The following is a 20,111-nucleotide window of genomic DNA, read 5'->3' on the forward strand; positions in this document are numbered from 1 at the left end:
AATGAAATCAACAGGAGCGAAGCCGCCAACATGCTGAAGCACCAGCCGGCCTCCCAGCCCATTCGCGTTCTCGTCGTGGACGATTCCAGCTTCATGCGGAACGCCATCACCCGCCACATCCATCGCGACGCCCGCTTCCGCGTCATCGACACCGCGACCAACGGCCGCGAAGCCGTGGCAAAAGCGGAGCAGCTCAAGCCCGACGTCATCACCATGGACGTGGAAATGCCCGAGATGAACGGCATTGACGCGTTGCGGCAGATTCTGGCGAAATCGTCGATTCCCGTGATCATGGTGTCCTCGCAGACCGACGCCGGCGCCAAGACCACGATCCAGGCCCTGCAACTCGGCGCCATGGATTTCATTCCCAAGGCCGGCGGCTTCGAGCAGCTGCATGAAAAGCTGCACGCCGTGGTGGGAGCCACGCGCGCGCGCCAGCGCCCCGTCGTCGCCGCGCCGCCAGCGCCGGTCGCGCGCCGCGCGCTGCCGATGCGCGTCACGCTGACCAAGCCGAAACTGGTGGTGATCGGTTCGTCGACAGGCGGCCCGCGCGCGCTGTGCCAAGTGCTCCAGGGCCTGCCGAAAAATTTTCCGGTCCCCATCGTCATCGCGCAGCACATGCCGCCGCAGTTCACGGCGGCCATGGCCAAATGGCTGAGCGACGTCTGCGCGATCAGCGTGGTCGAGGCCGCCGACGACATGCCGCTTCAGCCCGGGGTCGCCTATGTCGGGCCGGGGGGCATGATGTTCCGCATCGCCAACGGCAAGGCGAAGATTTCGCCCGCGCAGGGCGAGAGCCTTTACAAGCCGAGCGTGGACGTGCTCGCCGACAGCGCCGCGTCAGGCTATGGCGGCCAGGTGCTGGCGATCATGCTGACCGGCATGGGCAATGACGGCGCCAAGGGTTTTGGCAAGCTGAAGGACGGCGGCGCCTTTGTCGTGGCGCAGGATCAGGCGACATCCTCGGTTTGGGGCATGCCGCGCGCGGTGACCGAGAACGGCTGCGCCGACGAGGTCTTGCCGGTTGGCGACATCGGCAAGCGCATCAAGACGATGTTCGGGATTGCGTGAGGGGACGTCTTTTTCAATCCACGACCGTGATGCTCGGGCTTGTCCCGGGCATCCACGCCAACCCGCGGGTCAAAATTCTGCGGCGGCTCGGATTGCGGCGCCGCGTGAATGGCCGGGACGACGCCCGGCCATGACGACACACAGTTGCGCGGCTTGCGGGATCGTCTCGTTCGTGTGGACCCCGCCCGTCACTTCCCGTCCGGCGGGGCCGCCTGCGCCAGCGAGCGCAAGCTGGCGACCACGATCCAATATTCCGACATGCGCCGGATCGCGATGATCTTGCCGATCTCCGGCATGTCGTCGCCGACCCTGATGCGGCGATAGCCTTCCGAAGTCTCCAGAAGCGCGCTGTCCGCGCCAAGCTCCACAATGCGAAGGTCGCGGCGCGCGGTTTCGGCTTTCGGCGGCGTGCGGATATGCGTGGCCCCGATCGGCGTCATGTCGATTTCCAAGACCTTGCCGGTGCGCTTCGGGTCGCTTTGCGCCGGCGCGCCCCGGAGCGCCGCCTCGACCGCGCGCACGCGGTTGGGCTGCGCGAACAGGGCGAATTCCTCCATCGCATTGACGCGCGGCGCCTCGCCCTGGTGGTTGACCATATAGGCGGCGAACCAGACGGAACCGGCGGCGCACGCCAATCCAGCGCCCTTGATCGCCCAATCGCTCGTCATCCCCTTGACTCCTTTTTCCAATGTTTCGGCTCAATCAACCGGCCGGCTTGTCCGACTGCAGCGCGTTGGCCAGTTCGCGAAACGCGTCCACGCTCGGCGGGTCCTCGCGCGACTGGTTCATCGCTTCGTAGATTTTCGGCGTGAACCCGACCGCCTGGTCCATCAGCGGGTCGGACCCCGCCTGGTAGCCGCCCATGAGACGCAGATCGCGCGAGGACTCGAACCGCGCGATCATCGCGCGCAGCCGCATCACCAGCGCGCGCTGCTCCTTGGTCCAGACATGGTGGGCGAGGCGCGACACCGACGACAGCACGTTGACCGCGGGATAGCGGGCCTGGTCGGCGATGGCGCGGTCGAGCACGATATGGCCGTCGAGCGTGCCGCGAATGTTGTCGGCGACGGGATCGTTGTGATCGTCGCCATCGACCAGCACCGAGAACACGCCGGTGATGGCGCCGCCGCCGATCTCGCCGGGCCCCGCGCGCTCCAGCAGTTTTGGCAGTTCCGTGAACACGCTGGGCGCATAGCCGCGCGCCACCGCCGGCTCGCCCGCCGCCAGCGCCACGTCGCGCGCCGCATGGGCGAAGCGCGTGATGGAGTCCACGATCAACAAGACAGACTCGCCCCGGTCGCGCAAATATTCGGCAATGGTCATGGCGGTCTTGGGCGCGAGGCGGCGCATCATCGCGCTTTCATCCGCCGTCGAAACGACGGTGATCGCGAGACGCCGATTGTCGCCCAGCGCCTCCTCCAAAAATTCGCGAACCTCGCGGCCGCGCTCGCCGACCAGCGCGATGACCACGCTGTCGAAACCCGGCGACCCCGCGAGCATGGCGAGCAGCGTCGATTTTCCGACGCCTGAGCCGGCGAAAATGCCGACGCGCTGACCCGCGCAGAGCGGCGTGAAAAAATCGATGACGCGCACGCCGCTGCGGATCGGGTTCTGCACGCGTTCGCGGCGCATGGCCGCCGGGGGCTCGGCGTCGATGGGCAGCGAACGCTCGCCCTCCATGAGCGGCCCCTCGCCGTCAATCGGCGAGCCCAGCGCATTGATGACGCGTCCCTTCCACGAATGATGCGGCTTCAGACGCAAGGGCCTCGCGCGAAAGGCGAGATTGCCGACTCCGCCCTCGACCCGCGCGTCAAAGGATTTGACGGTCACCCCTTCCATGTCGATCTTCACGACCTCGCCGGGCGACGTCCGGTCCTCCAGGTCGAGCGCAACGACATCGCCGAGTTTCAGATAGCGGGACAGGCCCGCGACCCGATAGGCGGACGGGCCGACCTCGGTGACCACGCCGCCGATCCGCACGGGATCGAGGCGGAGATCGGCTTCGAGCACCTCGCGGTGCAGGCGCTCCAGGGCTTCCATGCGCTCAGGCTCCGTTGGGCGAGCCGAGGCTCTTGATCGCGTCGTTCAAATTGGTTTCGGTGTTTTCGACGGCCCTGGCCGCGCTCTCGAAGGTGCGCTGGATGTTGATCATCCGGCTGATCTCGAGGATCGGGTTGACGTTCGAGCCCTCGGTCATGCCCTGAAGCACGCCATTGTTGTTGAAATCGAGCACCGGCGTTCCCGGGCGGTCGGACTTCACCGCCGAATTGTCGACGCGCGTCAGCTTGGCTTCGGGATCGAGCAGGTAGAGGCCGACCGCGCCGAGCTGGCGGCCGTTCTGGGTGATCATGCCGTCGGAAGCGATGACCGGCGCGCCGGCGTTTCCGTCGAGCATGATGCCGGCGCCGCCAGCGTCGAGGATGGGATAATTGTTGACGGTGAGCAGCGCGCCCGTCGCATCCATGTGCAGCCGCCCGTCACGCGTATAGGCGACGCCGTCAGGGGTCTTGATGGCGAAAAACCCCTGGCCGCGCACCGCAACGTCGAGCGGATCGCCGGTGCGCTGGATCTCGCCCGTCTTGCGCGAGATGAAGCTGTCGCCGGTGACGGCGAAAGCCACCGGCGCCGTCCCCTGGCGCGACATCAAGGTGGAGAAGCTGACCTCCTCGGCGCGGAAGCCGGCGGTGTTCACGTTGGCGACATTGTGGGCGATCGTGTCGAGCCGCTTCTGCAGCGCCGATTGCCCCGAAAGCGTGACGTAAAGACTCGATTGCATGACGCCGAAGCCCAACCATGGTGAATGCGAAAACCTGTGCTTGCGCCGATCATTAACCATGGCGCTGGCGCGAGGCTGACCCGCCCGGCGTCAGCCTCGCGCCAGCCATGAGAGGCACTAATGGACGCCAAGCTTCAAGCGGAGAGCCCACGTGAATTTTGTCATCGGCCTGGCCATTTCATTCGGGTGCATGCTCGGCGGCTACGTCGCCATCGGCGGCCATCTGCACACACTGATGCAGCCCTACGAATTCCTCATCCTCGGCGGCGCGGCGCTCGGCATTTTCGTCGTCCAGAACCCCATGCCGGTGATCAAGGATTCCGGCGCCGCCATCATGGAGGCTATTCTCAGCAAGGGGCCAAAGCAGAAGGACTTTTTGGACCTTCTGACCCTGCTGCACGCGCTGATGCGGGAAATGCGCGGCAAGTCGCGCGGCGAGGTCGAAGCCCATATCGACAATCCCTCGGAGTCCCCGATCTTCCAGGCGCACCCGAAGATTCTCGGCAACAAGCTGCTCACCAACTTCATCTGCGACTACTGCCGCCTGATCATCATCGGCACCGCGCGGTCCTTCGAGATCGAGGCGCTGATGGACGAGGAAATCCAGACGCTGACCTATGACAAGCTGAAGCCGTATAATTCGCTGAACAGCGTCAGCGACGGTTTTCCGGCGCTCGGCATTGTCGCGGCGGTGCTCGGCATCATCCACGCCATGGGCGCGCTGGACCAGGGACCGGAAGTGCTCGGCGGCCTGATCGGCGCCTCGCTGGTCGGCACCTTCTCCGGCATTTTCGCCTCCTACGGCATCCTCGGCCCGCTGGCCGCCCTGATCAAGACGACGCGCACGAAAATGCTGCGCCAGTTCGTGCTGGTGAAGCAGACCCTGCTCGCCTACATGAACGGCGCCATGCCGCAGATCGCGGTCGAGTTCGGCCGCAAGACCATCCCCGCCAAGGAGCGCCCCACCATCGACGAGGTGGAGAGCGAGACCTCTGGCGGCGGCGAGAAAGCGGCGGCCTGATCGATGAACGCGACGACAGAAACACGCGGAGCGGCCGATCGGCTGCTCGACAATCCGGGATTGACGGTCGAGCGTCTGCCGATGCTCACCATGATCTTCGACCGGCTGGCGCAATCCTGCGCCGAGGGCATCCGCCCCTATGCGCCGGCCGTGGTCTCCTGCTTCGTCAATTCGATCTCGACCGATCACGTCTGGGACGCGCTCGACGCCTATGACGGCAGCATCGCCGCGATCTTCTATTCGCCCGAACTCGACGCGCGCATCCTGATCGGCCTCGACCGGCGCTGCGTCTTCTCGCTGATGGAAGTGCTGCTCGGCGGCGACGCGCAGGAGGCGCCCTATGACGAGGATCGCGCCTTCTCGACGCTGGAAGTGCGCGTCGCCCAGACCGTGTTCGAGATCGCTTCGGAGGCGCTGCGTTCGGCCTTCGGGCCCGTGATCGACACCACCTTCCGGCTGGAGCGGGTGGAGACGCGCATGGACTTCACCATCATGGGCCGGCGCAACGTGCTGGCGGTGATCGCGAAGATCCTGATCCAGGCCATGGACATCGGCGGACAGATGTTCGTCGTCATTCCCCAGCCCGCGCTCACGCCGATCCGCCAGCAATTGTCGCGCGATCTGTCGAGCGACGGCTCCGCCAGTGATCCGCGCTGGCTGAAGATGATGCGCCAGGGCGTGCAAAAGGCCGAAGTCAAGGTCGTCGGCGTGCTCGACGAATCCGAGGCGACGCTTGGCGAGATTTCCAACTGGAAGGTCGGCGACGTGCTGCCGCTCAAACCCAGCGCCCTCACCCAGGTGCGCTTCGACTGCAAAAACCAGCCCCTGTTCTGGTGCGAACTGGGGCAGTCCAAGGGGCTCTACACGCTGAAAATCGCCGACCGCGTCAATGTCGAGGAAATGCCGCTGGCGCAATTCCTCAAGACGACGGCGGCGACCGAGAACGTCAACTGATTCACACCGCAAACGGCGAAACATTCCATGACCGACACCGAAGACTTCCAGCAGGGCACGATCGCGGAAACGCATCCGGGGATGGCCGACGACCTCAGCCGCCACGACGCGATCCTGCGCATTCCCGTCACCGTGCAGGTGGTGCTCGGCTCGGCGAAAATGCCGGTCGCGCATCTGATGAAGCTCGGACGCGGCGCCGTGGTGGCGCTCGACCAGCGCGTCGGCGAACCGGTCAATGTCGTCGTCAACGGCCGCATCGTCGCGCGCGGCGAAGTCGTGGTGGTGGACGAGGACAATTCGCGCTTTGGCGTTTCCCTGACGGAGATCGTGGGATCAGCGGATGCAGACGCCTTCAACTGACGATAACGGCCGCTATCCGGCGCCGCAACGGGCGAGCGGAATCGCGCGCCCGCTGTTCGGCGCGGAGAAGGTGGCCGCGCTGCTGCTCTCCATGGACAAGCAGATGGCGGGACGGCTGCTCAAGCGCTTCGATCCGCTCGAACTGCGCCAGGTCACGCGGGCGGCGGCCGAACTCGGCTCGGTGAATCCCGCGACCATCGAACATCTGATCGCCGATTTCACCGAGCAGTTCACCGCCGGCGCCGAACTGCTGGGATCGGCGGGCGAGGCGGAGAGCCTGCTGGCGGGCGCCCTGCCCGAGGACCAGGCGGCGGAAATTCTCTCCGACGTGCTCGGCAATTCCAACAAGGCGATGTGGGACCGGCTTTCGGCGGCGCCCGAAGCCGCGCTCGCCACCTATCTGCAAAAGGAGCATCCGCAGACGTTTGCGTTCGTGCTGTCAAAACTGTCGTCGGGCGCCGCCGCCAAGGTCATGGCGCTGACGCCGCGCGAAATGCGCAACAGCCTGATGAAACGCATGCTGTCGCCGCGTCCCGTGATGGACCCGATGATGCGCCTGCTGGAGCGCACCATGCACGAGGACCTGCTGCTCAATGTGGCGCGCAACACCGGCGGCGACACCCACACCAAGATCGCCGACATCATCAATAAAATGGAGCGCGAACAGATCGACGACGTGCTCAACGCGCTCGCCGAGGATCGCCCGAAGGACGCGGAAACCCTGCGCGGCCTGCTGTTCACCTTCGAGGACATCGCCAAGCTGTCGCAGAAGGCGCGCACCGCCGTGTTCGACAAGGCGCCCGCCGACCGCGTGGTGCTGGCGCTGAAGGGCACCGACGCGGCGTTCCGCGAGATGATCCTGTCCTCGATGGGCGCGCGCGCCCGGCGCATGGTGGAAAGCGAACTCAACGGCGGCGGCCCCGCGCAGCAGCGCGACGTTCTCAAGGCGCGCCGCTCGATCGCCGACATGGTGCTGGAAATGGCCGAGCGCAACGAGATCGAAATCAATTCGAGCGGCGAAAGCGACGCCGTTTTTGAGTAAAGACCGATGTCCGACGCGCCCGACAAGGAAAGCCAGACAGAAGAACCGACGGAAAAGCGCATCAGCGATTCCATCGAAAAAGGCAACACGCCGCATTCGCGCGAAGTGACGATGTTTGCGGGCCTGCTCGCGGCGCTGCTGTTCTTCTCCTTCTTCCTGCGCTCGGGCGCCGGAACGCTCGTCGCGGCTTTGCAAAACCTGCTCGACCAGAGCGGACAGTTCCAGGTCGGCGCCGGACGCAACGCCATTCACCTGCTCAACGCCTCCATGCAGGTCGCCGCCATGTTCCTGCTGCCCGCGGTGATCCTCATGATCGTCATGGCGCTGGTCTCGACCTTCGGCCAGAACGCGCCGCGCATTTCGCCGGAGCGCATGGCGCCCAAATGGAGCCGCATCTCGCCGATCGCCGGCTGGTCGCGCGTGTTTTCCGTTCGCGGCCTCACGGAGCTGCTCAAGAGCGTCTTGAAACTGCTCGTCGTCGGCGGCATCGCCTTCATGCTGCTCAAGGGCGAGATCGGCGGCGCCATCGCCACCATCCAATCCGACCCCGCCGGACTCGGCGATCACCTGCTGGGCCTCGCGCGAAAACTGCTCGGCGGCGTGACGCTCGCCATTTTCGTCCTCGCCGCCGCCGATCTGGTGTGGACGCGCATCCACTGGAAGCGCGACCTGCGCATGAGCCGCCAGGACGTGAAGGACGAGATGAAGCAGATGCAGGGCGACCCGATGGTGAAGGCGCGGCAGCGCTCCGTCGCGATGGAGCGCTCGCGCAAGCGCATGATGGCGGCCGTGCCCACGGCGACCATGGTGATCGCCAATCCGACCCATTACGCCATCGCCTTGCGCTATGTGCGCGAGGAGGGCGGCGCGCCGAAAGTGGTCGCCAAGGGGCAGGATCTGATCGCGCTCAAGATTCGCGAGATCGCGGAAAAGCATGAAATTCCAGTCATCGAAGACAAGGCTCTCGCAAGGTCCATGTACGACCGTGTCGAGATCGACATGATGATCCCCGCGGAATTCTATCGCGTGATCGCGGAATTGATCCACTTCCTCAACCGGACCGGCGCAGCGGCCCGGAAACAGTAAAGGCAAGCGTATGAAGCCGAAACCCATTCCGCGCGCGTGCGAGCGGGCCCTCGCCGAAGCGCTGGCCGATGTCGCCACGGAACTGAGACTGGTGAACGTCATCGACCTGATCGGCTATGTCCATGGCGAGCGCACCGCCAATATCGAGGATCTCATCCATTCCTCGGCCGAACTCTATTTCAAGCAGGGCGCGCTGCGCTATGCCTGCGCCGCCGAAGCCGACGTGAAATGGGAGGCGCCGCCGCGCGTGTCGCTGGGCATGGAGTTCCGCTGGCGCGGCGCCACCGCCTTCTTCCGCCTGCAACTCGACGCCGCCAGCGCCTCGATCGACATCCACCATCTCGCGCTGGACACGCCGAGCGCGCCGGAGGATCTGCCGAAGCGCTTCGCCTCGGCGCTGGCGGACGCGCGGTTGCGGCCGCTGCGGCAGTAGGGCGGCTCGTTGCATGCGTGGACGCCCTCGTGCTTCGAGACGGCCCTTTCGGGGCCTCCTCAGCATGAGGGCTCTTTCTTGATTTCGTGAAGTTGTCAGGCTCCCGTCAGCGCGGCGTCTCGTTCCTCGGCATGTAGGAAAAATCCTGGATCAAGACATCCTTGACCGCGCCCTCGCCGAGGCGCGCGTTGAGGGCGACGGCGAGCTTTTTCGTCAGCCCGTCCATGTCGTATTTTTCCAGATGGCGAAAATCGAGATGGGGGTCGCCGTAGAGCGTGCGGAACGCCTCGTCCATCAACACCGCGTCGGGACTGATGGCGAGCTTTTCGGCTTTGGAGTCAAGTCCATAGAGGAACTGCACCAGCACATAGCCGAGCAGCGCGCCGTCGGCGATGACCGGCACGTTGATCACCTTGGACTTGCGGTATTCATAGGCGTGTTCGGCCGCTTCAGCCTTTTGCGGCGAGGCCTTCGCCTCCTGCCATTTCGACGCGGCGTTGCCGGCGAGCACCGCGATCGCGCTCGCCCACACCGCCAAGGCCAGCATCTTGATCATCGCGTCCTTCCTTTCGTTCAGACGCCGCCGCGCCCATAGGTCCCGTCGGACTCGGCCTCCTGCAAGGCGCGCGACACCAGGGCCGAAATTTCGTCCATCGCCCGCAAATGGTAGGCGAGGAGTTGGCGATTGTCCTCAAGCTTGCGCACGAGGCGATCGACTCTGTCGCGTTCCAGGCGCTTGAGATCGACATGCGCGACATTGCGCAGGACGCGGTTGAGCTCCAGCAGCGTCTGCTGCTTGCGCGTGTTGAACTCGGCGAGTTGCACGGCGCGGTTCTCGCGCAGCAGCGCGGTCTCCTGGTCGATGACGGCCTCGACGCGGGCGATGACGTCGGCGAAGGCCGTCTGGACATTGATCTGGCCGAGGGCGTGACGAGAGTGGGGTGATGATTTCACGGGCTAGATCTTCATCCTGGAATCGACGAGCGGGGGCGCTGGCTTGATTTTGTTGACGTTCGAGGACTGCAACAGGTCCTGATGGGTGGCGAACAGGCGGTCGGCAATGTGCAGCGCGCCGGACTTCGCCACTTCCTCGGCGATCTTTTCCGACAGCATCGAGCGCCACACGTCGCCCGCGACGCCGGAGCCATAGACATCGGCGGCGTCCTTGGGCAGCATCTCCTCGATCATGCCCTTGAGCAGCACGCTTTCCAGCCCCACCGCCGCCTTGCGCTCCGGCGTCATCGCCGGCGTGACGGTGGGCGCGGGGTTGCGGTAGGCGTAGCTCCCCGAGTCCACAGCCGGCGCCGCCTGCCTCAGCGTCGCGGAAAAGGCTTCGGGCGCGGCGCCCGCCTCCAGCGCGCGCGAGGCGGCGGAGGCTTTTTGGGGATCGGCCGCGCGCGCCACGTCGACAATGAGATCGGAAACCGGTGAAATCGCCATTTGTTACGCGCCCTCGAACCTGCACCAAACTAGTCGCGCAAACTTACCGGAGGCTTGAGCGCAATTTTTGCTTTTGCGCGTTTCCTTCACGCGAACCGGCATCCGCTTCGCTTGAACCGGAGGTCCGCGTCAGCGAATAGCTTTGGCCGCGAGACGCTCGCCGATCTCCAGAAGCTCAAGCTTCTCGTCCTCGCGCGCGATCCGCCGCCCCGCCTCCTCCACGATCTTCTCCAGCGACTTCTTCTGCGCCGTGCGCCGCATCAGCTGCGTCTTCTGCTCCTGCTCGCGCTCGTGCAACTCGCTCTCGCGTCGCTGCGTCTGGATCAGGTGGCGGCAGGCGAGACCGAGGATGAACGGATCGTCGCGCCCGCCGAGAATGTCGAACACGGCGCGCCGCTCCGCCTCGATCTCGCCCTTCTGGCGCTGGATCTCGGCAAGCTCGGCCTCCTCCTTCTGGTGGAGTTGATTCTTCACATGCAGCAGGCGCTTGAGGCTCTTGTGTCTTTGTCGCATCAGCTTCCCTTGACGGCCCAGTCGGCGAAATCCGCCATGAAGGCGGGGATCATGGAATTGACGATGAAGTAGAACAGGATCAAGCCGCCGGCGACCAGGAACGGGCCGGAAATGAAGTAGACCGGAACCTGTGGCGTCAGCCTGTTGAGCAGCCCAACCGCGAAATTGGCGATCACCCCGTAGACGATGAACGGACTTGAGACGCGCAGGGCCATGACGAACGTGCGCGCCAGCACGTCCGAATACGACGCCAGCGCCGCCTGCGGCCGCAGCCCGGTTCCAACCGGCATCACCGAATAGGAAGCGACGAGGCCCCGAATCAGCTCCCAGTGCAGGCCCATGACGAAGATCAGGCAGGTCGCCGTCACGCTCACGAGCACCCCGAGTCCCGGCAGGGCTTCCGCCTCGTTGATCGGCGCGCCCAGCGGATTGCTCAGGCCGATGCTCATCGACGCCGACATCATCATCGTTTCCAGCGCGAGAAAGAACAGGCGGCCCAGCAGGCCGATGAAGCCGCCGATCGCGAGTTCCGAAAAAATGGCGCCGACCAGCCCGGCGAGGCCGCCGAGCGCGAACGGCTTGCCGCCGGTGAGCGCCGGCGCCAGAGCGAGCGTCAGCGTCAGCGCGATGAACAGTCTGACACGCACGGGGGTGCGCGGACTGGAAAATCCCGGCGCCGTCATCAGGCAGGCGCCGATCCGGCAGAACAGCACGAAGACCGAAGCGATCATCTCCGGCGCGGTCTGAATCACGAAATCGTCCCCAGCGACTTGATCTCGATCCCGCGCGCCAGCTCCAGATGCGACAGGACAGGCAAGGTGGCGAACAGGCGCTCGATGATCATGCGCACATAGGGGCGGGCTTCCGGCGCGGCCACCAGCGCGAACTGTTCGCCCGCGTCCATGTGCTTGCGGATCGCCTTCGACGCCTGCTCGCCGAATTCTTCGACGAGACGCGGATCGATGTCGAATTCAACCACATCGCCCTTGGCGTCGCGCTTGAGACTCTGGTGGAACACCATGTCCCAGCGATTGCCCAGCCGCAGGATTTTCAGAACCGTCCCCTGGGCGAGATCGCCGCAGATCTGCTGCGCCATGCGCACCCGCACGTGTTCGGCGATCTGTTCGGCGCGGCGCGCGTGCGGCGCGATCTCGGCGATGGATTCGAGAATGAGATGCAGGTTGCGGATCGAGATGCGCTCCTGCAACAGCAGTTTGAGCACGGCCTGCAAGCCCGAATAGGAGATTTGGGCGGGGCTGATCTCGTCGAGCAGGCGCTTGTATTCCGGCCCCAGGCGATCGAACAGCGCGCGCATGTCCTTGTAGGAGAGCAGTTGCCCGAGGTTGTTGCGGATGACCTCGGAGAGATGGGTGAGCAGCACCGACATGTTGTCGATCGGGTTGAAGCCGAGCCGCTTCGCCTCGGGGACAAAAGCTTCGGCGATCGACCAGGCCCGCATGCCGAAGGCGGGCTCGCGCACCTCCTCGCCGGGCGTATCGGGACGACGGCCGTCGCCGCTGATCACCAGGAATTCGCCGATGCGCACTTCCTGCGAGGCGACCACCGCGCCGTGAATCTTGATCTGATAACTCTTCGGCGGCGCGGTCAGCGAATCCGAGACTTTGATTTCGGGCACCACAAATCCGTATTGCGTCGCGAACTTGCGCCGCATCCGCGCCACACGGGTGGACAGCTCGTTCTGCGACAGCAGCAGGCGCGCGGCGAGCTGCTTTCCCAAGACCAGTTCGATCTCGTGCGTTCGCAGCGACTCCTTGACCGAGTTCTTCGCTTCGGCGGCGGCCGCTTCCTCCTGGGCGCGCGACAGCGCTTCGTGAGCCGCGCGCTCCTTGGCGAGCTTTTCCGGAATGGTCTTGCCGAGATAGGCCAGCGCGCCCGCGAGCGCCGCGAAGGGCAGGAAGGGCAGCATCGGCATCAGGCCGAGGAAGAACAGCAGCGCCGCCGCCACCAGCATGGCGCGCGGATAATTGCCGAGCTGGTTGAGCACGGCTTTTTCGGTCGAGCCGCGCGTGCCGCCCTTGGACACCAGCAGGCCCGCCGCAAGCGAGATGATCAGCGCCGGGATCTGCGACACCAGGCCGTCGCCGACCGACAGCTTGACGTAAACATCCGCCGCCGCCCCGACCTCCAGGTTATGGCGGGTGACGCCGATGACAATGCCGCCGAACACGTTGACCGCGAGAATGATCAGGCCGGCGATGGCGTCGCCGCGCACGAATTTCGACGCGCCGTCCATGGCGCCGAAGAACGAGCTTTCCTCCTCGAGATCGCGGCGGCGCTGCTGCGCCTCCTTCTCGTTGATCAGACCGGCGGAGAGATCGGCGTCGATGGCCATCTGCTTGCCGGGAATGGCGTCGAGGGTGAAGCGCGCGCCGACCTCGGCGATGCGCGACGCGCCCTTGGTGATGACCATGAAATTGATGGTGATGAGGATGGTGAAGACCACCAGGCCGATGACGAAATCGCCGCCCATCATCAGCTTGGCGAAGCCGCCGATGATGTAGCCGGCGGCGTTGACGCCATGGGCGCCGTCGGCGAGGATCAGGCGTGTCGTCGCGATGTTGAGCGACAGCCGCAACATGGTGGAGACCAGCAAGATGGTCGGGAACGAGGTGAACTCCAGCGGCTTCTCGATCCACAGCGCCACCATGAGAATCAGCACGGCCAGCGCGATGGAGAAGGCGAGCCCCATGTCGATCAGGAAGGCGGGAATCGGCAGGAAGAAGACGCAGAGAATGCAGATGATGGCCGCCGCGAAGGCGATGTCGCGCCCCCCCTTGCCGGCGGGTTGAACCGGAGCGATCGCCGCTGCTTGCGTCATGTCTCATCCTCTTTGATTCCGTGGATCGAAGATGGACGGGCAAGCTTGCCTCAAACTTCCGCGCGCTGTTAACCGCAATCGCGCCGTGTTTCAACGCGTTTTCTTCACGCGAACCGGACTCCGGTTCGCGTGAAGAAAACGCTTTAGTAACCCTTCTCGACGCGTCCGTAGACCTGCTCGGTGAAGGAGAAGATTTGCGCGCCAATCAGCGGGCCGCTGAGCGCCAGCGCCACCAGAACGACGACGATCTTCGGCACGAAGGTGAGGGTGGCTTCCTGGATTTGCGTGAGGGCCTGGAACAGCGCGATGGCGATGCCGATCACCATCGCCGCCCCGACGGCGGGCCCCGTCACGACCAGCACCGTCCAGATGGATGCGCGCAAGAGGTCGAGGGCGTCGGCTTCGTTCATGTCGGTCGATCAGGAGATGGTGACGCCGGTTCCCAGCGTCAGCGTCTGGCCGTCCTTCAGTGTGGCGATTGAGCCGCTGGAGCTGACCGTGACCGAGGAAATGACGCCGCTGATCGTGCCATCCGCCGACTTCACCGTGCGTCCGATCGCCGATTCCGCCTGGTTGATCATCGTGTTGTTGAGCAGCGAGGTGAGCGTGGTGTTGGTCTGCACCTGCTGCTCGACCGCGGAGAACGAGGCGAGTTGCGACAACTGCTGCGTCGGATCCATCGGCGAGGTCGGATCCTGATATTTCATTTCCGTCATCAGCAGTTGCAGGAACTGGTTGTAGTTCATGGTGCTGGAGGCCGCCGCCGTCGTGGCGGCGCTCGCGGTCGTGCTGGTCGTGCTGGAAACAGCGGATACGGACATGGTCTTTCCTTTCGCTCAGGCCGCGTTGGCGGTGGTCTTGTCCTTCATCAACTCGGTTTCGAGCGCGAACATGCCGCGGATCGTCTTCATCGCCTCGAAGACGCGCCCGCCGTCCACCAGCGCGTCGGCGCCGCGCAGTCCGTCCGCCAGCGCGCCGCCGCCGAGCGCCTGGCGGGTCGCCGCCGACATCTCGTTGAACAGGCGCAGGGTGTCGGGAGCGCAATCCCGCTCCATCAGCAGGGTTTGCAGCACGAAATACAGTTGGCGCAGCGGCGTGTTGGCGTCGTCGGGCTGGAGCACATGGGCTTCGAGCAGAAAGGTCGCGTCGTTGAGCAGTTCGATGGTGGCCTTGCGCTCGACCTTGATGACGGCGCCGTTGATGTAAAGTTTTTCGCCCGCGCGCAACTTCAGTAACATGAGCCCCTCACACCAGTCCGTCGCGGATGATCGCGTTGATCTCGACGAGATCGGCGAAGCTTTCGGCCGCGCCGGTGCGCAGGCGCTCGATCTCCTTGATCGCCCAGATGCCGATGGAGATCAGCTGCGCGCGCAGCGCTTCCGGCAAGTCGTTGCCGTTGCTCGAGAGGTCCTCGAGGAAAATGGTCCAGAGGCGGCGGGTATAGACGAGCGCGTCCTGCGCCTCCTCTGACCCGACGCCCGCATCTTCCGCGCGCCGCAGCAGCTCAACGGCGCGGTCGAGCGCATCGCGCTCGCGCGCGCGCATCTCTTGAGGCGAGTCTTCGACAACTTCTGCATAGGTGAATTGGTACATCGGTCAGTCCTGCGCATTTCAAGCTAAAGAAAGTTGACCAGGCTCAGCTTGTGGAGCTGCGCCGTCAGCGAAAAGGCGACCTGCAACTGGTTCGAGAGCGCATTGACCTGCGTGGCGACCACGTAGGGGTCGACCGTCTCCTTGGCGTTGATCTGTGTGGTCAAAACGTTCTGTTGGAGGCTGATGAAGGAATTCGCCTGCTCGACCGTACTCTGCATCGTTCCCACGGCGGCGTTGGCTTCGATCATCTGGCTGTTGCCGGCGTTCAAGGTCTTCTGCGCAGCGGCGACGAGCGCGGAATAGCTGGTCTGGTCCAAGGCGAGATTGCCGAATTCCGTCAGCATCACCAGACCCTTGACCGTGTTCTGGAACGCCGGATCGTTGGCGGTGATCGAGGTCGTCACGGTCTGACTCGTGCTGATCCGATTGGTCATGGGCAAAGCGGACGCCGATGACCAGTCCTGCGACCAGTTGGCGCCCGAGAACAGATCGGAAAAGGCGCCATCCAGGAAGTTGGTCATGTCCGTCGCGGTGATCGTGCTGACCCGGGGATCGTCGACGTTGAAGCCGAAGGCGGCCGTGAATGCGGCGCGCACCGAGGCCTGCGCGCTGTCCGTGTAGGACTTCATCGGCGCCGTATCGCTGTTCTGTCCACCGAACGCATAGACGCCGCCAGCGGCCGAATTCGCGTTGACGGTGAAGCCGTCCAACGCGCCTTGCGCGGCTTTCTGCACGGCGGACGAGCCCGTGGTGGACGGCGCGACCGAAGCGGCGTTGATCGACTGCGCCAGCGCGCTGGAGGATATCTTCTGAAGATTGCCCAGACCCGCGGCGGCGGTGTCGAGGTTGGTGGACACCAGCGCGTTGGACTGAGTGAGCGCGTCGAGATCCGCCATTTGCTGGTGCAGGGCGATCACCGAGCCGGAACCGGCGCCGAGCGACAGGCCGATGTCCGCGAGCTGGCCGGTGGAGTTTTCAACCTCCAGAACCGTCATCTGGCATTGCATGCGGGTGACGCTGCTGGAGAGGATGCCCGACAGAGTCGCGCTGGAAACGGAATTCACACTCATGTCACGACACCGCCTGGAGGAGCGCGCCGAACATATTGTTGATCGTGGAAATCAATTTTGCCGACGCCTGATAGGAGTTTTCGTATTCGAGCATCATCGACATCTGCGAGTCGATGTTGACGCCGGTCGCGTTGGACAGCGCCTGGGACGCTTGGGACAGCAAGGTCGCCTGATAGGTCGCGTCGTTGGAGGTCGTCTGATATTGGGTATTGACCCAGCTCGCGGATTCCGACGCATAACTGATAACGCTGTTGGCGGTCGCGAGCGCCGTTCCCGCAGGAAAGCTCTGCGGCGCGGCGATCGCCGCGATGTCGGCGAGCAGCACCGCGTTGAAGCCGACGGACCCGTTTGTGTTTTGCACATAAGAGGCGCCGTTGATCCCGCCGTCGCGGATCAGGCTGTAGCTTCCGCCCTGGGCGGGGTCCACGGCGGCGCTGACCGAAATGTCGCCCGCGAGGCCGGGGATGGCCGCCGAACCGGGAAGCGTCGGGCCGCCGCTGTAGGTGAACAGGCCGGCGAGCTGGGTGTTGGTCGAGAGGTCGGTCTCGGCGAAGGCGTTGATGAGGCCGCCGGCAAGCGCGTCGAGCTGCGCCTGATAGGTCGGCGCGACGGAGTCGCGCAATTGCGCGTAGCCCGCCAGGGCGCCGGATTGGATCGGCATGACGGCGTTGGCGCCGGTGACGGGCACGCCGTCGACATAGACCGCCGCGCCGGTGGTCGAGGCGGAGTAGGCCGTCGTCGCCTGCATCGTCACGTCGCGCGGCGTGGTTTCGAACAGCGTGACGCCGCTGTCCGTGTAGATCGACATCGAGCCGTTGGAATTGCCGACGGTGGTGATTCCGATTTCCTTGGACAGGCTTTGCAGGATGGTGTCGCGCTGGTCGAGCGCGTCGGTGATGTCGGCGCCGCTGGCGGTTCCCTGGACGATCACGCTGTTGACGGACTGGAACTGCGCGAGCAGCGTGTTGATGGTCCCCACCGACGTGACCATGTTCTGGTCGGCGGTCTTGCGCACGTCTTGCGTCGTGGTCGCGGCGTCGTTGAGCCCGTTCACGAGCCTGTCCGCCGCGGTGACCACGGCGGCGGCGGCGGACGCGTTGCTCGGTGAGGAGGAATAGGTCTGCAGGGCGGAGTTCAGCGCCTGGACCAGGGTCGAGGGCGACTGCGCGGCCGTCGTCGACTCTGTCGTGGTGGTTGCGTCGGCGACTGTCTTCTGCAGCCGCGTCACGCCGTCCGACAGCGCCTGCGCCGCCGCATTGCTCGACGTTCCCGCGATCATGGCGTTGAACAGCGAGGCGCTGGTGATGTTCTTGACGGACAGGATGACGCCGGCGCCGCCATAGGCGGTGACCACATTGGCCACTTTCGCGGAGACATAGCCGGTGCTGTTCTGCGCGTTGGAGACGTTGCGCGCGACGACCGCCTGCAGGCCCGCATTGGTGGCGAGCGACGTCGTCGCGGTGTCCAGGGCGTTGGTGAGGCCTCCCCACATGGCTTTTCATCCGTCCTTGTTGTCAGACCTGCAGGTTGACCAGCGTGTCCATCAATTGCGCGCTGGTCGAGAAAACCTTGGAATTGGCCTGGTAGTTGCGCTGGGCCACGATCATGTTGGTGAGTTCGGTCGCCACGTCGACCGTGGACTGCTCGAGCGAATTCGCCTTGATCACGCCGAACTGCCCGGTGCCCGCGCCGCCGACCGTCGCCTGTCCCGACAGGAGGTTGGGCGAGAACACGTTGCCGGAGCCGACCAGAAGGTTTTCCGGGCTCGCCACATTGGCGAGCGGAATCGTGTAGGCGGGAATGGTCGAGCCATTGGCGAGCTGGTAGGACATGGTTCCGTCGGTTCCGATGTTCACGGACTTGACGGCGGAGGCGGCGTTGCCGTTGACCTCGGATTTCGAAACCGTGTACGAACCGGCGAGTTGGGTCATGCTGGACAGGTCCAGCGCCATGGTGTTTGCGCCGGAGCCGGGGACCGTGACGTTCATCGAGGTCGCGCCGGACAATTTACCGGCCGCGTCGAAGGACAGGGTCGCGCTGCCGATCGACGTGGCCAGATTGTTCGCGTCATAGGCCTGGACGTCCCAGGTGTCCGCGCCCGTCTTCAGGAAGTAGACGTTGATCGTCTGCGACGCGCCCTGGCTGTCATACATGACGATGGAGGTTTTTTCGTTGTAATTGGTCGAACTGGCCGTGCCGGTTCCGGCCGTGTCCGTCGCCGGCAGGTTGGCGGTGAAGACGCCGCTCGTGGTCGGCGTCGCCGAGAGGCCGGTGGAAGCGACATTGACGACCTCCATGCCGTCGAGCGAATTGGACGCCATGGTCGGCGTTCCGTTCGCGAGGCTGTAGCCCATCAGGTAATAGCCCGCCGCGTTCACCAGATTGCCGCTGGAATCCGGAACGAAAGAGCCGGCGCGGGTGAGATAGTTCTGTCCCGAGCTGTCGGAAACCACGAAATAGCCCTGGCCCTTGACGGCGAGGTCGGTCGTCGAGCTCGTGCTGGAGATCGTGCCCTGTCCGGCGGCGTCGACGCGGGTGGTGGTGGTCACGCCGCCCAGCTGCGTCTGGCCGACGCCAGCGCTGTTGACGAGCGTCGAAAACTGGGTGTCCGCTTCCTTGTAGCCGACGGTCGAGGAATTGGAGATGTTCTGACCGATATTGCTCAAATAATTGGATTGCGCATTCATGCCAGTCACACTGGCGTTCATGGCGTCATAGAGACCCATTGTGCTGCTCCTGCCCTTTGGCTCCCCCCTGTTCTGCGCCTGTTTGCTTGCGCGAAGCTGGCAAGGGGATGGCGGAGTCGGCCGCGATCGCGCCGCGCGCTGAGAATCGAATTAACGCCGCGCTCATAATTGTTCACTAGATTCAGCGGCGAAGGGCGGTCGCGCGGATCGCCGGCTTTCCTCGTCAGGTCCTGCTCCCCATGCAAGTCATACTCGTCGCGGCTGATCAGGATCTCCGGGCCTCGATCACGTCGATGCTCGAGACGCGCGGCCATGACGTGATCGCCTTCGCGCAAGCCATCGAAGGCCTGAACCGGCTCGAAAACGACGAGAGCATCGACGCCTTCGTCGTGGTCAACGCCAGGGACGCGAGCGCTGGGGCGGAAATCTGCTGGGACGCGCGGCTGCTGTCGAGCTTCGAGCGGCCGGTCTATGTCTGCCTCGTCGCGCCGCCGCTCTCGTCCAAGGATTTTATCGAGGCGCTGGACTGCGGCGCCGACGACGTGCTGCAACTGCCCATCTCCGCCGACGAGCTTTACGCGCGCCTGCGCGCCGCCGAGCGCCTGCACCAGATGCAGCACAAGCTCGTGGAAATGGCGACGCGGGACGGCCTCACCGGCCTCTACAACCGCCCGGCCTTCTTCAGTCGCGCCGCCAAGCTCTGCGCCGAGCACAGCGCGCCCTTCGCCGGAATCATGGCGGACATCGATCATTTCAAATCGATCAACGACACCCACGGCCACGCCGCCGGCGACAAAGCGATCCGCGCCGTGGCCGAATGTTTCAAGAGCCAGAGCGACATCGTCGGGCGGCTCGGCGGCGAGGAGTTCGCCATCCTGCTTGAAGTCTCCGATCCGGCGGAGGCCTGGCGCAAGGCGGAGCGCATGCGCCGCCTGATCGCCATGCAGGAGATCGATCTCGATCGCGCCGCCGTGCGCCTGTCCTGTTCGTTCGGCATCGCCATGGGCGAGCCCGGCGAGAACATTGACGAACTGTTGCGCAAGGCGGACGCCGCGCTCTATGTCGCCAAGCGCGCCGGGCGCAACATGGTCGCGCTTTACGACGCCGAGACCATGGCGATTCAACCGCGCGCCAAGAGCGCCGTTCGCAGCGTGAAGGCTTCGGCGCAACGCCGCGCCGCGGGGTGAGGTTTTTCGCGCGCGCCAAAAACCTTGACGCGCGCGCAA

At 64.8% G+C, this 20,111-nt stretch carries 24 protein-coding genes; 8 read left to right on the top strand and 16 right to left on the bottom strand.

Translation table 11 applies throughout. From position 1 onward, the window contains the following. Positions 1-30 precede the first annotated feature (30 nt). Positions 31-1,071 carry a protein-glutamate methylesterase/protein-glutamine glutaminase gene (locus GJ654_RS10700; protein WP_155446150.1) on the top strand — a complete coding sequence of 347 codons (1,041 nt, stop codon included), beginning with the start codon at positions 31-33 and terminating at the stop codon, positions 1,069-1,071. A 188-nt stretch (positions 1,072-1,259) separates the two neighbouring features. Here the strand turns inward: GJ654_RS10700 and GJ654_RS10705 are convergent, their stop codons facing one another. The 3 genes from GJ654_RS10705 to flgF are packed head-to-tail and all read right to left on the bottom strand — an operon-like array spanning position 1,260 to position 3,847. Next, entirely contained in the window at positions 1,260-1,739 is a 480-nt protein-coding gene (locus GJ654_RS10705; RefSeq protein WP_155446151.1) for a hypothetical protein, read from the bottom strand. A gap of 34 nt (positions 1,740-1,773) precedes the next feature. Further along, positions 1,774-3,111: a flagellar protein export ATPase FliI gene (fliI, locus tag GJ654_RS10710; RefSeq protein WP_155446152.1), complete on the bottom strand. Its 1,338-nt coding sequence runs from the start codon at positions 3,109-3,111 to the stop codon at positions 1,774-1,776. Positions 3,112-3,115: 4 nt separating this feature from the next. Beyond that, positions 3,116-3,847, bottom strand: coding sequence for a flagellar basal-body rod protein FlgF (gene flgF, locus GJ654_RS10715; protein WP_155446153.1), 732 nt, complete (start codon positions 3,845-3,847; stop codon positions 3,116-3,118). Positions 3,848-3,998: 151 nt separating this feature from the next. On the opposite strand from flgF, the gene motA reads away from it, so the two are divergent. The 6 genes from motA (at position 3,999) to GJ654_RS10745 (ending at position 8,743) form a co-directional block, all read left to right on the top strand. Next, the gene (motA, locus tag GJ654_RS10720) at positions 3,999-4,868 is read left to right on the top strand and encodes a flagellar motor stator protein MotA (protein WP_264586209.1); all 870 of its coding nucleotides are present in this window, start codon (positions 3,999-4,001) and stop codon (positions 4,866-4,868) included. Positions 4,869-4,871: 3 nt separating this feature from the next. After that, positions 4,872-5,822: a flagellar motor switch protein FliM gene (locus GJ654_RS10725; protein ID WP_155446154.1), complete on the top strand. Its 951-nt coding sequence runs from the start codon at positions 4,872-4,874 to the stop codon at positions 5,820-5,822. Positions 5,823-5,903: 81 nt separating this feature from the next. Beyond that, positions 5,904-6,182, top strand: coding sequence for a flagellar motor switch protein FliN (fliN, locus tag GJ654_RS10730; protein ID WP_246664702.1), 279 nt, complete (start codon positions 5,904-5,906; stop codon positions 6,180-6,182). Next, a complete protein-coding gene (locus GJ654_RS10735) occupies positions 6,163-7,224 on the top strand; it encodes a flagellar motor switch protein FliG (protein WP_155446156.1) in 1,062 nt (353 codons plus the stop codon). The genes fliN and GJ654_RS10735 overlap by 20 nt, the downstream gene beginning before the upstream one ends. A gap of 6 nt (positions 7,225-7,230) precedes the next feature. Further along, positions 7,231-8,310, top strand: coding sequence for a flagellar biosynthesis protein FlhB (gene flhB / locus GJ654_RS10740; RefSeq protein ID WP_155446157.1), 1,080 nt, complete (start codon positions 7,231-7,233; stop codon positions 8,308-8,310). Between the two features lie 10 nt (positions 8,311-8,320). Further along, positions 8,321-8,743, top strand: a complete 423-nt coding sequence (locus GJ654_RS10745) for a hypothetical protein (protein WP_155446158.1) — start codon at positions 8,321-8,323, stop codon at positions 8,741-8,743. A gap of 106 nt (positions 8,744-8,849) precedes the next feature. Here GJ654_RS10745 and GJ654_RS10750 read toward each other — a convergent pair whose 3' ends face one another. From GJ654_RS10750 to GJ654_RS10810, 13 genes are all read right to left on the bottom strand, one after another. After that, the gene (locus GJ654_RS10750) at positions 8,850-9,299 is read right to left on the bottom strand and encodes a hypothetical protein (protein WP_155446159.1); all 450 of its coding nucleotides are present in this window, start codon (positions 9,297-9,299) and stop codon (positions 8,850-8,852) included. 17 nt (positions 9,300-9,316) lie between these two features. Further along, positions 9,317-9,697 carry a flagellar protein FlgN gene (locus tag GJ654_RS10755; RefSeq protein WP_155446160.1) on the bottom strand — a complete coding sequence of 127 codons (381 nt, stop codon included), beginning with the start codon at positions 9,695-9,697 and terminating at the stop codon, positions 9,317-9,319. A gap of 3 nt (positions 9,698-9,700) precedes the next feature. Continuing rightward, the gene (locus GJ654_RS10760; RefSeq protein WP_155446161.1) at positions 9,701-10,183 is read right to left on the bottom strand and encodes a rod-binding protein; all 483 of its coding nucleotides are present in this window, start codon (positions 10,181-10,183) and stop codon (positions 9,701-9,703) included. 129 nt (positions 10,184-10,312) lie between these two features. Then, the gene (locus GJ654_RS10765; protein WP_155446162.1) at positions 10,313-10,696 is read right to left on the bottom strand and encodes a hypothetical protein; all 384 of its coding nucleotides are present in this window, start codon (positions 10,694-10,696) and stop codon (positions 10,313-10,315) included. Continuing rightward, entirely contained in the window at positions 10,696-11,448 is a 753-nt protein-coding gene (locus tag GJ654_RS10770) for a flagellar biosynthetic protein FliR (protein WP_264586208.1), read from the bottom strand. The genes GJ654_RS10765 and GJ654_RS10770 overlap by 1 nt, the downstream gene beginning before the upstream one ends. After that, complete coding sequence (gene flhA / locus GJ654_RS10775) at positions 11,445-13,535, bottom strand: flagellar biosynthesis protein FlhA (protein WP_155446163.1); 2,091 nt, start codon at positions 13,533-13,535, stop codon at positions 11,445-11,447. Before flhA ends, GJ654_RS10770 begins: the two co-directional genes overlap by 4 nt. A gap of 143 nt (positions 13,536-13,678) precedes the next feature. Next, positions 13,679-13,945: a flagellar biosynthesis protein FliQ gene (gene fliQ, locus GJ654_RS10780; protein WP_155446164.1), complete on the bottom strand. Its 267-nt coding sequence runs from the start codon at positions 13,943-13,945 to the stop codon at positions 13,679-13,681. 9 nt (positions 13,946-13,954) lie between these two features. Further along, entirely contained in the window at positions 13,955-14,356 is a 402-nt protein-coding gene (flgD, locus tag GJ654_RS10785; protein ID WP_155446165.1) for a flagellar hook assembly protein FlgD, read from the bottom strand. A gap of 15 nt (positions 14,357-14,371) precedes the next feature. Beyond that, positions 14,372-14,773, bottom strand: a complete 402-nt coding sequence (gene flbT / locus GJ654_RS10790; RefSeq protein WP_155446166.1) for a flagellar biosynthesis repressor FlbT — start codon at positions 14,771-14,773, stop codon at positions 14,372-14,374. A 7-nt stretch (positions 14,774-14,780) separates the two neighbouring features. After that, positions 14,781-15,128, bottom strand: coding sequence for a flagellar biosynthesis regulator FlaF (gene flaF, locus GJ654_RS10795; protein WP_155446167.1), 348 nt, complete (start codon positions 15,126-15,128; stop codon positions 14,781-14,783). Positions 15,129-15,151: 23 nt separating this feature from the next. After that, positions 15,152-16,198 carry a flagellar hook-associated family protein gene (locus GJ654_RS10800; RefSeq protein ID WP_155446168.1) on the bottom strand — a complete coding sequence of 349 codons (1,047 nt, stop codon included), beginning with the start codon at positions 16,196-16,198 and terminating at the stop codon, positions 15,152-15,154. Position 16,199: 1 nt separating this feature from the next. Continuing rightward, positions 16,200-17,690, bottom strand: coding sequence for a flagellar hook-associated protein FlgK (gene flgK / locus GJ654_RS10805; protein ID WP_155446169.1), 1,491 nt, complete (start codon positions 17,688-17,690; stop codon positions 16,200-16,202). 22 nt (positions 17,691-17,712) lie between these two features. After that, complete coding sequence (locus GJ654_RS10810) at positions 17,713-18,924, bottom strand: flagellar hook protein FlgE (RefSeq protein WP_155446170.1); 1,212 nt, start codon at positions 18,922-18,924, stop codon at positions 17,713-17,715. Between the two features lie 254 nt (positions 18,925-19,178). On the opposite strand from GJ654_RS10810, the gene GJ654_RS10815 reads away from it, so the two are divergent. Next, positions 19,179-20,072, top strand: a complete 894-nt coding sequence (locus GJ654_RS10815; protein WP_196305510.1) for a diguanylate cyclase — start codon at positions 19,179-19,181, stop codon at positions 20,070-20,072. Positions 20,073-20,111 lie beyond the last annotated feature (39 nt).

It is taken from the genome of Rhodoblastus acidophilus (assembly GCF_009720655.1).
GTDB lineage: Bacteria > Pseudomonadota > Alphaproteobacteria > Rhizobiales > Beijerinckiaceae > Rhodoblastus > Rhodoblastus acidophilus_A.